This is a genomic window from Salinispira pacifica (genome assembly GCF_000507245.1).
GTDB classification, from domain to species: domain Bacteria; phylum Spirochaetota; class Spirochaetia; order DSM-27196; family Salinispiraceae; genus Salinispira; species Salinispira pacifica.
The window spans coordinates 3,116,348-3,129,710 of sequence record NC_023035.1 but is presented as its reverse complement, the minus strand read 5'-3'; the positions used below and the strand labels follow the sequence as shown (position 1 = coordinate 3,129,710).

Sequence of the window (13,363 nt, the reverse complement as noted above, 5' to 3'; positions counted from 1 at the left end):
CCGTGCACTGTTACAGGGCTATATTCTCATATTTCAGAGCTGCCAGATCATTGCTGCGGAGATACAGGACAGAATCACCACAGCTCCTGAAAGGAGGATCTGTACCGGCATGCTCCCGGCTTTCCTGGAAATAGCCTGGAAAACCCGGTTATCAAGAGAAGTACGGATCTGTTCCTTGAATACAATCTGGGTGGTGACCGCGAATGTGAGGGTGGCCCCCCGCATCACCAGCCAGATGCCCGGGCCGTTACCCGGAAAATCCGGTTGAGCGAAATGGGTTATTCCCACCCAGATCAGAGGGGCTGCCAGCACGGCCACATGATACAGGGCGACCTGAGGTTCGAAATTCAGATTGATGAAATTCCAGTTCCAGAGCGTATAGGCAATGATCCAGAAAATCGCCGCACTTTCATTGGTGATGTAGTATGTGCCTGTCCATTCACCGGTGAACCCGAAGCTGGTGATGATCTGCACCACGCCTGCAATGGCGTTGGCCCAGCGTCTGTTCATTATATCCTTGATTGTGGCTTCCAGAATGTTGATTCTCAGAAGCCAGATGACAATCAGCACCAGTACATTGCCGGGAAACAGAGATAGAGCCGTCAGGGTGATCAAGAGCCGTCCGACGATCAGGGTTCCCAGCTTTACTCTCTCGAATGCTTCCGCCTGGAAGAAGAACACGATGGCAGGGAGGATCACCAGTATCGGCAGGTTTACCGTATTGGGAAAAAAGAGGGAAAGCACCGATACAGCCGTTAAAAGAAAAAGGAAGTAGGAAAAGCCCAGAAGTTGTCTGAAATTGTTCATGTCGAGTTGTATTCTCCGATCTGTGTATTATTGAATCAGCGAGAATACTATCAGACTATGTGGGGTTCTGCATTAATTTTTTGCAGGATAGTTTCAGGAAAACGGAACCACATCCCGGATGCTGTTCTTTCCCAGCAGTATCATCAGCAGCCTGTCCACGCCCATGGCTGTGCCGCTGCAGGGCGGCAGACCGGCAATTTTGCGGCTGAACTCCCGGTCCGCCCGGGTCGGCGGGTTGAAATCCCCGCCGTCCTGCTGTGCTTCCCGGTTCCGGAGTTCTATTTCCCGGATCTCGTTACGGAAAAACGCTTCGATATTTTCCTGATTGTTTTCTTCACTGAAACAGTTGGCAAGTTCCACTCCCTGCCAATACAGCTCCCATCGTTCGTTCCAGAGACCGTCTGCGGTGAGCCGGGACAGACTTGATAGTTTTGCAGGATAATTGTACAGAAAAACCGGGGAAGGATCCCGGCAGAGTTCGGGTTCCACCAGATTGAGAAATATGCGGTTAAACAGAACCTCCCAGCTATCGGTTGTTTCCGGCTTTAGATCCTTCTCCCGGCATATATGGAATAGAGCTTCCCGGTCTGCGGGATGCGGTTGCGAACCCGGAGTGAGGATCCCTTCCAGATCGACCGCGGCATGTTGAAGGAACGCCTCCTGCATGGAGATGCGGCGGAAGGGAATATTTTTCCAGCGCTCCCTGACGGGTGGTGCGGTACCGGGGAGTGTGAGAAGGTAACGGATGAAATCCTGAGTAATCCCCATGCTTCCCATATAATCGGTATGAACGGCGTAGTATTCCAGCATGGTGAATTCTCTCAGGTGGATGCTGCCGCCGGTTTCTCCGTTTCTGAAACTGCCGGAAATCTGAAACATATCTCCCCACCCTGAAGCAAGCAGTTGTTTCATGTAATACTCAGGGGAGGGCAATAGCTGAAGGTTTGTTCCATCTTCCCAGGGGTGATATTGACGGGTGTGAAAAAGGGGGATGGTGGATTCGGGAATACAGTATTCCGCCATCAGCGGAGTGTGAACTTCAAGATATTCCCGGTTGCTGAAGAATTCTCTGATTCCCTGTATGATATTCAGGCGGGCGGTATACAGTTCCCTGGTCATACCCTAGACCAAACAACGGGACGACGGAAATGTCAATACTGCCGGGAAGTCACCTTCAGGGTAACTTCGTGGGGATTTACACTGATATTAAAATGAAAAACGAAATTACACAGGCAGCGAGGTGCAATAATGGAGTTCAGCAGACGTGGCAGCGGATCGGTGAAATGGGATTTGGCGGCACAGGATGTTCTTCCAATGTGGGTTGCGGACATGGACCTGCCCGCCCCCGAGGCAGTTATTGAGAGTCTGCACAAACGGCTGGAGCACCCCTATCTGGGATACGGCATGGTGCAGCCGGATTTTTACGAAAGCTTCTCCGGATGGGCGAAACGGCGGCAGGGCTGGAACCCGGTCCCGGAATGGCTGGAATTTATCCCCTCGGTGATGGCCGGGCTGCGCCTGGCGGTTGATGAATTCAGTTCGCCGGGAGACGGAGTGATTGTACCGTCGCCGGTGTATCATCCTTTTCTTGAAGTTCCCGGCCACAGGGGCCGCAAGCGTGTGGACTGGTATCTTCAGTTTTCCCACAGTGACGGCCAGTATCATATGGATATTGACCGTCTGCGGGAGCTGGCCGAGCTGAAGGAAAACAGCGTTCTTCTGTTGTGTAATCCCCATAATCCCTTGGGTAAGGTGTGGAGCCCCGAAGAACTGGCGGAGCTGCTGGAAGTCTGCATTGAAAACGATGTGGCGGTAATATCCGATGAAATTCACGCAGACCTGGTGTATTCCGGTGGGACGTTCACACCCCTGATTCCCGTTCTCAGGGAAATGGACCCCGCACATCCGGCGGTATCCATTCAATCTCCCAGCAAAACCTTCAATATACCCGGCATTGCGTCCGCGCTGTATATCAGTTCATCCCGGGATCTGCTGAAGCGTCTGAGAGCACGTGCCGCAGCCTGGGGACATGAGCTTCCCAACGTACTCGCTCTGGAAGCCGCCACCGCTGCGTACCGACATGGAGACGGCTGGATGGATGAAACCCTGGCACTCCTTGAATCCAACAGGAACGTGGTGACAGATTTTGTGGACCAGACCATCAGTCCCCTTGGACTGGAAGAGAGTCCGGTACCCATGGGAACCTATCTGTACTGGCTGGATCTTCGCCAGGGGGAGCGGATCAAGGGGATTCATGGAGTCGACAGTTACCGGAATTTGAAAAAACAGGCAGGGTTGTGGCTGAGTCCGGGCTATCAGTTTTCCCCGGAAGACTCCAGTCACGGCAGCGGATTCTTCCGCATGAATTTTGCCTGCCCCCGGCAGCTTCTGAACGAGGGGCTCAGCCGGTTGGAAAAATGGCTCGAAGAATGATCGAAGAATGATCAGTTATGAATTCGTTACATTCTTCTTCATTGAATGCTCCGGGTCGTATCACCCGTAAAGATGGGTCCCCGCCCCGGAGCATTCCTTCCGGGACGGGCCGGTTCGGGCGGGAAAACGGGGAAAATTATTCGTTTTCCGCAATAAATCGTTCAGCTTCCAGAGCTGCCATACATCCGGTTCCTGCGGCGGTAACGGCCTGACGGAATACTTTATCTTTCACATCTCCGCATGCAAACACCCGGAAATTGAGGTGGCGGTTGTTCCCGGCTCTGCCACCACATAGCCCGCATCATCCACCGGGAGCTGGCCGTCGAGAAATGCGGTGTTGGGGGTGTGGCCGATGGCGTAGAACAGCCCCTTGGCTTCAATGCTGCTTTCTTCGCCGGTTTTATTGTTTTTCACCTTCACTGCTTCAAGAAAACTCTGCCCGAATGCGTTTGGTTCGCTGCCCACAGCTTCCAGGGCATTGGTGTTCCAGTGAATTTTGATTTTCTCATTGTTGAATACCCGTTTCTGCATGGCTTTGCTGGCCCTCAGTTCATCCCTGCGTACAAGCATATGCACTGTGCTTCCGAACTTCGCCAGATAGCTGGCTTCTTCGCAGGCCGAATCGCCTCCGCCGATCACCACAAGGGGCTGTTCACGGAACATGGGAAGGGCGCCGTCGCATACCGCACAGGCTGAGATTCCTTTCTGCCAGAGCACATCTTCACCCTTGATGTGAAGTCTTTTGGCGGTGGCGCCTGTTGCAATGATCACCGTCTCTGCCAGGTATGTCTGAGCCTTGTCTCCGCTGCCCACAAATACCTTCTTGGGAGTACTGTTGAGATCCACTGACTCCACGGTTTCAGTGATGATCCGGGTTCCGTGGTGAATACTCTGTTCCTTCATCTGATCCATCAGTTCGGGACCGGTAATGCCCTTGGGAAATCCGGGGTAGTTTTCAACTTCAGTGGTTGTGGTCAACTGGCCGCCGGCAGCTACTCCTCCGGCCATAAAACCTTCGAACATCAGCGGGGAGAGTTCCGCCCGTGCTGCATAAATTGCTGCGGTATGTCCCGCAGGTCCGCTTCCAATAATAATGACTTTTTCCACTGTATCGCTCATGCTGTCTCCTAACATTGTAATCCGCCGGCACAGCCGAATGGTATCCCGGGCCTTGCGGAGAATTTATCTATGGAATGTATATATAAAGAAAATAATATATAGAGTCAAGCCGTCAATCATGAAATCATCTTGGGGTTTCAAAATCATCCGTCGATTTCAAGCAGACCCGTGTTTTCTGTCAGTCATAAATATATGAATAAGTACCCTGTAATGCAACTCATAAGCCTTCTGCTGATTATTGTTCTCCTTGGAGTATCAGCCTGCGATATCCGCGGGTGGCCGGGCTGGATCTGTGAGTTCAATGCCTCCATTGATATTTCGCAGGAGGGCAGCATTGAGGCCCAGGACGGCTTCCTGTACATGGAGGTGAACAATCATGGAGAAACCGATCTTCAGGGGTATACTGCAGAGATTTGTCTGGCAGATGGCCGGGGCGTAGTGTATCCGCCGCCCGGGAAGTCTCCGTTGATGCTTGAGAGTACAAGCATATGTGAATCCGGAAAAACACTCATGGACACATATCTGCTCAGCCGCCTGCTGGAGGATCTGAACATGCCGGAGTCAACGTCTGATATTCCCGGGTTCCGGGCAGGTGAGGATTCACAGGTGATCATTATTTCGGTGAACGGCCGGATCTACCTCTCCCCGGATGCACCGTAATGTCCTGCGCTGCCCGGACCGGCTCACCGGACCGGCTCGCCGGACAGGGGAGTTACTCCAGGGAAATCTTCGGCTGATGGTTGCTGATAAACTGGATGAGCTCATCCAGGCCGGTTTCGATCCGGGATGCCGCATCGTGAATGTCATCGCGGTTCACCTGGGCGGCAAAGCTTTTCTCTTTCAGTTTCTTCTTCACCGATTTCACCTTCATGCCTTCGTATCCTCCGGGGCGCACCAGACTCACCGCATGGATAAAGCCGCTGAGTTCATCAAAGGCATACAGCATGTGGTCCAGGGTGCTTACGGGAGTCACAGCGAAGAACGAAGGGGAGTGGGAGGCAATGGCGTGGAGAAGCTCAGGGTCACAGCCCTGGGATTCCAGATGCTCGATAATTTTCCTGCAGTGTTCATCCGGCCATTTGTCCCAGTCGGCATCATGGAGAATACCAGCCACTTCCCACTTTTCCGCAGCTGACGCATCCAGAGACAGCTTCTCCTCGGCCCAGGCTTTGAGCACGCCCCCCACCTGCATCATATGCAGCTGGAGGCGGGGATTTTCCACCCAGTCCTTCATGAGGGCAATTGCATCTTCTCTGGAGGGAAAAACTCCCGTGTATTCCGGAGAACCGAATTCCTGACGACCCAGTTCATGTGATATAGTATGTTGTTCGCTGCTCATATCTATCAGAATACCCGCCAGGGATCTGAGTGTACAGAGATACCGGCGGCTGCGGCTACTTTGCCGGCCCGGTTCCTGATGACACAGCCCCATACGCCCGGCTGCCACGGGGCGCTGGCTGAAGCAGAGGTTGGCAGAAGATCACACAATACAGAGGAAGGCTATGAAAAATTTCAGATTCAAAAACCCGGTTGAGATCCGTTTCGGAAAGGGAACTATTGCTGATCTTGGGGAATTACTCGGGGATGAAACGAAGATCTTTCTCCTCTACGGCGGGGGATCGATTAAGAAAAACGGGGTGTATGAGCAAGTAAAACACGGCCTTACCGGCAAAAATATTGTTGAATTCGGCGGGATTGAGGCCAACCCCCAGTATGAAACCTGCATGAAGGCTGTGAAGGAGGTTCAGGCCAGCTCTGCAACCTTCGTGTTGTCTGTGGGAGGCGGTTCGGTTCTGGATGCGGCAAAATTCATTGCTGCGGCGGCGGTTCTGGAAAATAAGGATCCCTGGGGCATAGTAACCGGAGATGTGAGTATCAGCACCGCACTTCCCCTGGGAGCGGTGATGACCCTCCCTGCAACCGGGTCGGAGATGAACAGTAATTCGGTAATTTCCCGGAAGGAATGGGGGGAAAAACGGGGCTGGTCCAGTGACCATGTGCTTCCCCGCTTTTCGATACTGGATCCGGAAACAACCTTCAGCCTGCCGGAACGTCAGGCCGCCAACGGCGTTGTCGACAGCTTCGTTCACGTCATGGAGCAATATCTCACATATCCGGTGAACTCACCCATACAGGACAGATTTGCGGAAGCAATCCTTCTTACCCTGATAGAAGAAGGGCCCAAGGTGCTTACAGATCCCGGCAATTACGATGTGAGGGCGAATATTTTCTGGGCTTCAACCATGGCGCTGAACAGACTCATCGGCGTGGGAGTGGTGCAGGACTGGGCGACCCACGGAATCGGTCATGAGCTCACCGCCCTCTACGGTATTGATCATGCCCGGACCCTTGCGGTGACCCTGCCCGGGGTAATGCAGTTCAAGCGGCAGCAGAAGCGGGAGAAACTGATTCAGTACGCCGAACGGGTGTGGAATATCACCCAGGGGGATGGTGATGTGAAAATCGACGAGGCCATTGCCAAAACCGTTCTGTTTTTCGGAAAAATGGGCGTACCCACCACTCTGGGGGATTATCAGCTTGGCGGAGAAGCCGCCCAAGCAGCTGCGGAAAATATCCGGAAAAAAGGCTGGAAGCTGGGTGAGCACCGGGATATCGGTCCTGAAGAGGTGGAGCAGATTCTCCTGCTCCGGGCATAGAAATACCGGAGAGATATCTATGAAAACCAGTACCTCTCCCATCGTGCTTTTAGGAGCCATGGACGGCGAAATTGAAGAGATTCGGAATGCATTGAACTCCAGAGAGGAGATCATCATCGGAGGCTGGCTCAGGGCGTACCGGGGCACTCTGGAAGGCCGGCCGGTTGTTCTGGCAAAAAGCGGAGTCGGAAAGGCGATGTGTGCCATGAGCACCCAGGCCATTTTCGACCACATTGCAAGGGAAGAAATTCCCTCCAACGCTGCGCCCCGGAAACCCGGGGCATTGATCTTCACCGGGCTGGCGGGCTCCCTCAATCCGGAACTCCACATTGGAGATACCCTCATCGCCGCAGACTGCATCCAGCATGACCTGGATGCCACTGCTTTGGGGATCAAGCGGGGAACGGTTCCCTACAGTTCCCACCGTTTTCTTGAGTCGGACCCCGATTTGCTGGCTGCCGCAGAGGGGTACCGCCCGGAGAGCGGCAGGGTGCACCGGGGGAGGGTTCTTACCGGAGACCAGTTTATCGCCCGGCGGAATGATCCACAGTACGCCTATTTACGGGAAGAGCTGGAAGGCGACGGAGTGGAAATGGAGGGGGCTGCGGCCGCACTCTGCGCGAAAGTGAACTCCGTTCCCTTCCTTCTGGCCCGAACCATATCAGATGAGGCCGACGGAAAGGCTGAGGTGAAATTCAGGGAGTTTCTCATCAGGGCAAGCCAAAACAGTCTGAAACTTCTCACCCATATCTTCTCCCGGCTTTGAGAAACCAACGGCGCCGGTACCGGAGGAGGGAACCGGCGGCGGTACCGTAAGATGGAACCGGTGGTAGAACCGGCGGCGGGATGGAACCGGCAGCGGGACCCGGGCCCCAGGACTGCCGGTACTGACAGAGGCGGCGGGAGCACAGTTCCGGGATGGTCCCGGAGGCGCAAAAAAAGCTGTCCGGGAACATCCGGACAGCTTTACGGCCGCCGCCCGGCAGGGGAAACCTGCCTGTTTCTCCTGCCAGTCGTGCATCAGCACTTCAGTTTTTCATGCATTATGTGCTGCACATGAGACATGGAGCGAATTATACGAATTTCACCGCAGTGCCCCAGACCAGTATTTCCGCAGCACCGGACATGATTGAACTGGTGGCATAGCGGACATTGATAATTCCGTCTGCACCCAGTTCTTCGGCCTGCTCAACCATTCGACGGGTCGCAATGGCCCGGGCTTCGGTCATCATCTGGGAATAGCCTTTCAGCTCCCCTCCCACGATGGTTTTCAGTCCGCTCATAATGTCCCTTCCGATATTCTTGGATTGAATAATTGAGCCCCTGACCATTTCAATGGTCTCAATGGTTTTTCCGCTTACAAAATCAGTATTTACTAAGATCATCCGAATCCTCCTCCTTGATCTCTTTAAAGCGCTGTATGGACACCGCCAGGAATGCCCCCGCCATAGCCAGGGTACCCAGCGCGATGAGCAGTCTGAGAATCCAGTGCAGCATCACCTGGGTAAACACCCAGTAGTAAAAGAATCCCATTCCCAGAATCAGGGGAATGAAGATCATCATGATGACGATTACTGCCAGATAGCGTTTCATGTAGCTCCTTCCCTCCTGGACCGGCGATATCTCCGATCCGGCGAGTTGTGATATTCATTAGCTATACCTGATCTGAAGGAGGATTATTCACAAAAATCCATGTTTTTTAAAAAATTTATTCAGTGCACAGAAGCTTGTGAAAAAACATTGATTCGGACATGTTGATGAAAGGCGCCCCCATGGGCAGCGGAGCTGTTTTCTAACCGCCCCCACATATGGGCCTTACCCACGGCTGAATGCCGTTTCACAAGCTTTGGTGCACTTCAAAAAATTATTCTTCGTATTTTTTCAGCACCACTGTGGAGTTATGACCTCCGAAACCGAAACTGTTGGAAACGGCCACACGAACCGGTTTCTGAACCGCTTCGGTGTTGATGGTTCCCTCTTTCAGTGCAACCTTGGGATCGAATTCATCTATATTGATATTCGGGGGAACCAGGGAGTTGTTGATGGCCTGTATACAGAGGATTGCCTCCAGGGCAGCGGTTGCGCCCAGCAGGTGACCGTGCATGCTCTTGGTGGATCCCACGTGTACGTTTTCCTCACGGCCCTTCAGAAGATTGTATACGGCCTTGCTCTCGGCAATATCACCCAGAGGCGTCGATGTGCCGTGGGTGTTGATGTAGTCAATTTCGTCGATGTTCACTCCAGCCCGATCCACTGCCATCTGCATGGAGTGGAGAGCACCCACTCCCTCGGGGTGGGGAACCACGATATCGTGAGCGTCCCCGCTCATTCCCACCGATGCAAGTTCGGCATATATGTGAGCTCCCCGGGCTTTGGCGTGCTCCAGCTCTTCCAGCATCAGCATTCCCGATCCTTCGGAGATTACAAACCCGTCCCGGTTCACGTCGTAGGGGCGGCTGGCTTTTGCCGGTGTATCGTTAAAATTGGTGGAAAGGGCCTGCATTCTGGCAAACCCCGCCACAGAGATCTCAACCACCGAATCTTCGGTCCCCCCTGCGAGTACGGAGCTGCAGTATCCGCTTTGTATCATCATCAACCCTACGGCAAATGCATGGTTAGCTGTGGCGCAGGCGGTTTGGGTGGCCATATTGGGGCCCATAATCCCCAGCTCCATGCTGACGACGCCGGCGGCTATGTTTCCGATGGTTGCGGGAATATACATGGGTCCCACACCCCGGGGGCCCCGTTTGGCAAGGCTTGCGGCATTGCTCTGCTGGCTGGGAAGACCGCCTATGCCCGAACCGATCACCACACCTGTGCCGAAGGGATCTGCAGAAATATCCAGACCCGAATCCGCAACTGCCTGATTGGATGCTGCCATGGCAAAATGGGTAAACTCATCCATCCTCTTGGCCTGTTTTTTGAAACTTTCACTGTACAGTCCGTCGATAGAGAAGTCCCGCACTTCCCCTGCGATCCGGGAACTGATTTCCGAAGCATCGAAATAAGATATATTGTCTATTCCGCTGACCCCCGAGGATATTTTTTCCCAGGTTTCCTTCACGTTGTGAGCCAGGGGATTGATGGTACCCATACCGGTGATTACTACTCGTTTTTTTTCCATTGCAGATATCTCCACTGTCTTCTTCGCCGCTGAATTCTGGTTGTATCCGGCAAATGCAATTTGATCTGAATAGTATGCCGTAAAATCCGGTTTTAATCAAATGGCGTTCAAGAAAAAAGGGGAATATGACTGCCAACTGAACCCGTCTGCGGCGGAAAAGAACGGAAAAAACTCATTACTGCTTGATTAGATAAAATAATATCTATATATATACTTATTAAATAACTCATATTTCATCCATGACTCTGGACATTTCCCCGGGGAGTCGTGAGACTGGAAATATGGTATGAAATATAAATGATAAATTCCCATGCAAGCTACTGACCAGAGGCGGGAACACCTGCCCGGGAGGAGAAGATATGAAGATAGCAGTATTCAGCACCAAAAACTGGGTGCGCCAGTCCTTTGACGGGGCGAATGAAGCAGGGTCCTTTCAATTTACCTATCTGGAAGCCCGTCTGGATATGAACACCGTCAGCCTTGCCGCCGGGCATGACGCGGTATGTGTTTTTGTAAACGATGTACTGGATGCTCCGGTCATCAAGGAGCTGAAAAACCTGGGCGTTGAAACCATCGCGCTGCGTTGTGCGGGATTTAATAACGTGGATTTAAAAACAGCCCATGAGGAAGGTCTTCATGTGGTGCGGGTTCCCGCCTACAGCCCCTACGCCATCGCGGAACACGCCCTGGGTCTCATTCTTGCACTGAACCGGCGCTACCACCGGGCGTATAACCGGATCCGGGAAGGAAATTTTGCCCTGGACGGCCTGCTGGGTTTTGACATCCACGGAAAAACCATCGGCGTGATCGGCACCGGGAAGATCGGGCAGATCTTCTGCAGGATGATGAAAGGCTTCAACTGCAGAATACTGGCCTACGATAAATATCCCAATGACGAGCTCAAGGCCGAGGGCGTTGAGTATACCAGCCTGGAAAAGCTGTACGAACAGTCGGATATTATCAGCCTTCACTGTCCCCTGACACACGAGACCTACCATATCATCAACGAGTACGCCATCAAATCCATGAAAAGCGGTGTGACGGTGATCAACACCAGCCGCGGGCCTCTCATCGATTCAAACGCGGTGATCAACGGGCTGAAAAGCGGTCAGATAGGGTATCTGGGACTTGATGTATATGAAGAGGAGGGGGATCTGTTTTTTGAAGACCTTTCGGACCAGGTGATTCAGGATGATACCTTTGTGCGCCTCCAGACCTTTCCCAATGTTCTCATTACCGCCCACCAGGCATTCTTTACCAAGGAAGCGGTGGATAATATTGCCGAGACCACTCTGAACAACCTGAAAGAAATTGAAGAGAAGGGTGAAAGCGGTAATTCTGTGGTCCCCGAACAGGCCTACGGCGGCTGAGAAGGCCGGAGCGCAGATTTTTTACGGTACACAGTAACATTACACAGTAAACAGGAAACGCCATGATACTTCAGACAATACTCAGTTTTTTCCCCATTGTTTTTCTCATTTATCTCATGACGAAGAAAAACAACACTCCCAGCCACAAGGCATTGCCCCTTACGGCTCTGATCACCTATTTCCTCATGCTTGTGGTGTTCAGACGGGATGCCAATCTGGTGCACGCCAACGTTCTTGACGGTTTGCTCACCGCATGGACTCCTATTCTCATCATCTGGGGCGCCATTTTTCTGTTCCGCACCATGGAAGCCAGCGGAGCCATGAACACCATCCGCAGCTGGCTGAACACTGTCACCCCCAATAAGGTGGGGCAGCTGATGATAGTCGGCTGGGCGTTCCCCTTCCTGATTGAGGGAGCCAGCGGGTTCGGAACCCCTGCAGCTCTGGCGGCGCCGGTTCTTGTTGGGCTGGGCTTCCCTGCAATGCGGGTAGCCATTATGGCGCTGATCATGAACACGGTCTCCGTATCCTTCGGTGCTGTTGGTACGCCCACCTGGTTCGGATTTGCCGGAATCGATTTGACCGGTGCCGAAATACTGGAAATCGGGGTGAAGTCCGCCGCCATCCACGGAGTGGCAAGTCTCATTATTCCGATCATCGCACTGAGCTTTCTGGTGAAATGGAAGCATATCAGGAAAAATCTCGGCTATATCTATCTCAGCGTGGGGGCCACTGTGCTTCCCTACATTGGGGTGGCGTTCTTTAATTACGAGTTTCCTGCCCTGGTGGGGGGCGGTATCGGGCTGGTTGCCTCGGTGATATTTGCAAAAATGGGCTGGGGACTGGATAAAAAAGAGGGGCATCTTCTGGATGTGCTCCATCCTTCGGAGAAGGACGGGGCCGGGGCTCACTCCCCATCCCATGCCGGGATTCATGATGAAAGCTCTGTTGAGGCCCTTTCCCGGGAAAAGCTTCAGAAATCCGAATCTCTGGTGAAGGCGACGTTTCCCCTCTGGGGCACCATCCTTATTCTGATCATTACCAGGATCCCCCAGCTGGGACTCAAGGGACTGCTGAATCTTACCGAGCCTGCGGCCTTTGCCGGACTGGGCAGTCTGGGGGTATTCTCCATCTCTCCTTCCCTGACCCTGGGGCTGAACAATATTTTTGGAACCGGAGTGAACTGGAGTCATAAGATTCTGTATGTTCCCAGCATCATCCCCTTCGCGCTGATCGCCGGACTGACGTTCCTGTGGTACCGCAGCAGCAGGGAAACCGTTGCCCGGGTGTTCTCCCAAAGCGTTAGCCAGATGATCAATCCCACAAAGGCGCTGCTTGGCGCGTTGGTCTTCGTTAATCTGATGATGATGGGGGGAGATGGTGCCGCAGTCGCCCTTATCGGAGATGCCCTGGCCCGAACCACCGGTGATGCCTGGCGCTATTTCTCCGCCCTCCTGGGTGCGGTGGGCAGCTTCTTCAGCGGGTCAAATACGGTGAGCAATCTCACCTTCGGTCCCATTCAGGATACCATTGCATCAAACCTGGGGCTGAACCGCACAACCATTCTGGCCCTCCAGTCGGTGGGCGGCGCAATGGGAAATATGGTGTGCATCAATAACATTGTGGCGGTATCGTCCGTACTTGCTCTGAAGCGCAGTGAAGGGTATATTCTTACCCGGACAGCAAGGGCATTGCTGGTGTACGCCGCAGTGGCGGCACTCATGTCGGTATTTATGGCATGAGCGGCCCCGCTGCAGCATGCTGAAGCAGCCCACCGAAGGGGGGAAGGAATACTGAAAAATCTCCGTTCTGCAGGCCTGATAATCCGGGCCGCCGCCCTCATTTCCGCAGCC

13 protein-coding genes are annotated in these 13,363 nt (G+C 53.3%); 6 read left to right on the top strand and 7 right to left on the bottom strand.

What is annotated here, in order from left to right:
• Positions 1 to 33: 33 nt before the first annotated feature.
• Both L21SP2_RS13700 and L21SP2_RS13695 read right to left on the bottom strand, forming a co-directional pair.
• Positions 34 to 807 carry a hypothetical protein gene (locus tag L21SP2_RS13700; RefSeq protein ID WP_024269154.1) on the bottom strand — a complete coding sequence of 258 codons (774 nt, stop codon included), beginning with the start codon at positions 805 to 807 and terminating at the stop codon, positions 34 to 36.
• Positions 808 to 900: 93 nt separating this feature from the next.
• Positions 901 to 1,926: an EF-P lysine aminoacylase GenX gene (locus L21SP2_RS13695; protein WP_024269153.1), complete on the bottom strand. Its 1,026-nt coding sequence runs from the start codon at positions 1,924 to 1,926 to the stop codon at positions 901 to 903.
• Between the two features lie 129 nt (positions 1,927 to 2,055).
• Between L21SP2_RS13695 and L21SP2_RS13690 the strand changes: the two genes are divergently transcribed.
• A complete protein-coding gene (locus L21SP2_RS13690) occupies positions 2,056 to 3,240 on the top strand; it encodes a MalY/PatB family protein (protein ID WP_041401624.1) in 1,185 nt (394 codons plus the stop codon).
• Positions 3,241 to 3,468: 228 nt separating this feature from the next.
• Here L21SP2_RS13690 and L21SP2_RS13685 read toward each other — a convergent pair whose 3' ends face one another.
• Entirely contained in the window at positions 3,469 to 4,359 is an 891-nt protein-coding gene (locus L21SP2_RS13685; protein ID WP_244437930.1) for an FAD-dependent oxidoreductase, read from the bottom strand.
• Between the two features lie 210 nt (positions 4,360 to 4,569).
• On the opposite strand from L21SP2_RS13685, the gene L21SP2_RS13680 reads away from it, so the two are divergent.
• A complete protein-coding gene (locus L21SP2_RS13680) occupies positions 4,570 to 5,019 on the top strand; it encodes a hypothetical protein (protein ID WP_024269150.1) in 450 nt (149 codons plus the stop codon).
• 52 nt (positions 5,020 to 5,071) lie between these two features.
• Here L21SP2_RS13680 and L21SP2_RS13675 read toward each other — a convergent pair whose 3' ends face one another.
• Positions 5,072 to 5,698, bottom strand: a complete 627-nt coding sequence (locus tag L21SP2_RS13675) for a hydrolase (RefSeq protein ID WP_041403153.1) — start codon at positions 5,696 to 5,698, stop codon at positions 5,072 to 5,074.
• A gap of 163 nt (positions 5,699 to 5,861) precedes the next feature.
• Between L21SP2_RS13675 and L21SP2_RS13670 the strand changes: the two genes are divergently transcribed.
• Positions 5,862 to 7,016, top strand: coding sequence for an iron-containing alcohol dehydrogenase (locus L21SP2_RS13670; protein ID WP_024269148.1), 1,155 nt, complete (start codon positions 5,862 to 5,864; stop codon positions 7,014 to 7,016).
• 19 nt (positions 7,017 to 7,035) lie between these two features.
• Positions 7,036 to 7,782, top strand: a complete 747-nt coding sequence (locus L21SP2_RS13665) for a 5'-methylthioadenosine/adenosylhomocysteine nucleosidase (protein ID WP_024269147.1) — start codon at positions 7,036 to 7,038, stop codon at positions 7,780 to 7,782.
• 307 nt (positions 7,783 to 8,089) lie between these two features.
• Here the strand turns inward: L21SP2_RS13665 and L21SP2_RS13655 are convergent, their stop codons facing one another.
• The 3 genes from L21SP2_RS13655 to fabF all read right to left on the bottom strand — a co-directional run bounded on the left by L21SP2_RS13655 (position 8,090) and on the right by fabF (position 10,140).
• Entirely contained in the window at positions 8,090 to 8,401 is a 312-nt protein-coding gene (locus L21SP2_RS13655) for a YbjQ family protein (protein WP_024269145.1), read from the bottom strand.
• Positions 8,382 to 8,609: a hypothetical protein gene (locus L21SP2_RS13650; RefSeq protein WP_024269144.1), complete on the bottom strand. Its 228-nt coding sequence runs from the start codon at positions 8,607 to 8,609 to the stop codon at positions 8,382 to 8,384. The genes L21SP2_RS13655 and L21SP2_RS13650 overlap by 20 nt, the downstream gene beginning before the upstream one ends.
• A 271-nt stretch (positions 8,610 to 8,880) precedes the next feature.
• Positions 8,881 to 10,140 carry a beta-ketoacyl-ACP synthase II gene (gene fabF / locus L21SP2_RS13645; RefSeq protein ID WP_024269143.1) on the bottom strand — a complete coding sequence of 420 codons (1,260 nt, stop codon included), beginning with the start codon at positions 10,138 to 10,140 and terminating at the stop codon, positions 8,881 to 8,883.
• 359 nt (positions 10,141 to 10,499) lie between these two features.
• Between fabF and L21SP2_RS13640 the strand changes: the two genes are divergently transcribed.
• Both L21SP2_RS13640 and L21SP2_RS13635 read left to right on the top strand, forming a co-directional pair.
• Complete coding sequence (locus L21SP2_RS13640) at positions 10,500 to 11,510, top strand: 2-hydroxyacid dehydrogenase (RefSeq protein WP_024269142.1); 1,011 nt, start codon at positions 10,500 to 10,502, stop codon at positions 11,508 to 11,510.
• Positions 11,511 to 11,572: 62 nt separating this feature from the next.
• Positions 11,573 to 13,252, top strand: a complete 1,680-nt coding sequence (locus tag L21SP2_RS13635) for an L-lactate permease (RefSeq protein WP_024269141.1) — start codon at positions 11,573 to 11,575, stop codon at positions 13,250 to 13,252.
• Positions 13,253 to 13,363 lie beyond the last annotated feature (111 nt).

Bases quoted from the DNA above. Each gene is read 5' to 3' on its own strand.
- L21SP2_RS13700 (WP_024269154.1), bottom strand. From the start codon at position 807: ATGAACAATTTCAGACAACTTCTGGGCTTTTCCTACTTCCTTTTTCTT.
- L21SP2_RS13695 (WP_024269153.1), bottom strand. From the start codon at position 1,926: ATGACCAGGGAACTGTATACCGCCCGCCTGAATATCATACAGGGAATC.
- L21SP2_RS13690 (WP_041401624.1), top strand. From the start codon at position 2,056: ATGGAGTTCAGCAGACGTGGCAGCGGATCGGTGAAATGGGATTTGGCG.
- L21SP2_RS13685 (WP_244437930.1), bottom strand. From the start codon at position 4,359: ATGAGCGATACAGTGGAAAAAGTCATTATTATTGGAAGCGGACCTGCG.
- L21SP2_RS13680 (WP_024269150.1), top strand. From the start codon at position 4,570: ATGCAACTCATAAGCCTTCTGCTGATTATTGTTCTCCTTGGAGTATCA.
- L21SP2_RS13675 (WP_041403153.1), bottom strand. From the start codon at position 5,698: ATGAGCAGCGAACAACATACTATATCACATGAACTGGGTCGTCAGGAA.
- L21SP2_RS13670 (WP_024269148.1), top strand. From the start codon at position 5,862: ATGAAAAATTTCAGATTCAAAAACCCGGTTGAGATCCGTTTCGGAAAG.
- L21SP2_RS13665 (WP_024269147.1), top strand. From the start codon at position 7,036: ATGAAAACCAGTACCTCTCCCATCGTGCTTTTAGGAGCCATGGACGGC.
- L21SP2_RS13655 (WP_024269145.1), bottom strand. From the start codon at position 8,401: ATGATCTTAGTAAATACTGATTTTGTAAGCGGAAAAACCATTGAGACC.
- L21SP2_RS13650 (WP_024269144.1), bottom strand. From the start codon at position 8,609: ATGAAACGCTATCTGGCAGTAATCGTCATCATGATGATCTTCATTCCC.
- fabF (WP_024269143.1), bottom strand. From the start codon at position 10,140: ATGGAAAAAAAACGAGTAGTAATCACCGGTATGGGTACCATCAATCCC.
- L21SP2_RS13640 (WP_024269142.1), top strand. From the start codon at position 10,500: ATGAAGATAGCAGTATTCAGCACCAAAAACTGGGTGCGCCAGTCCTTT.
- L21SP2_RS13635 (WP_024269141.1), top strand. From the start codon at position 11,573: ATGATACTTCAGACAATACTCAGTTTTTTCCCCATTGTTTTTCTCATT.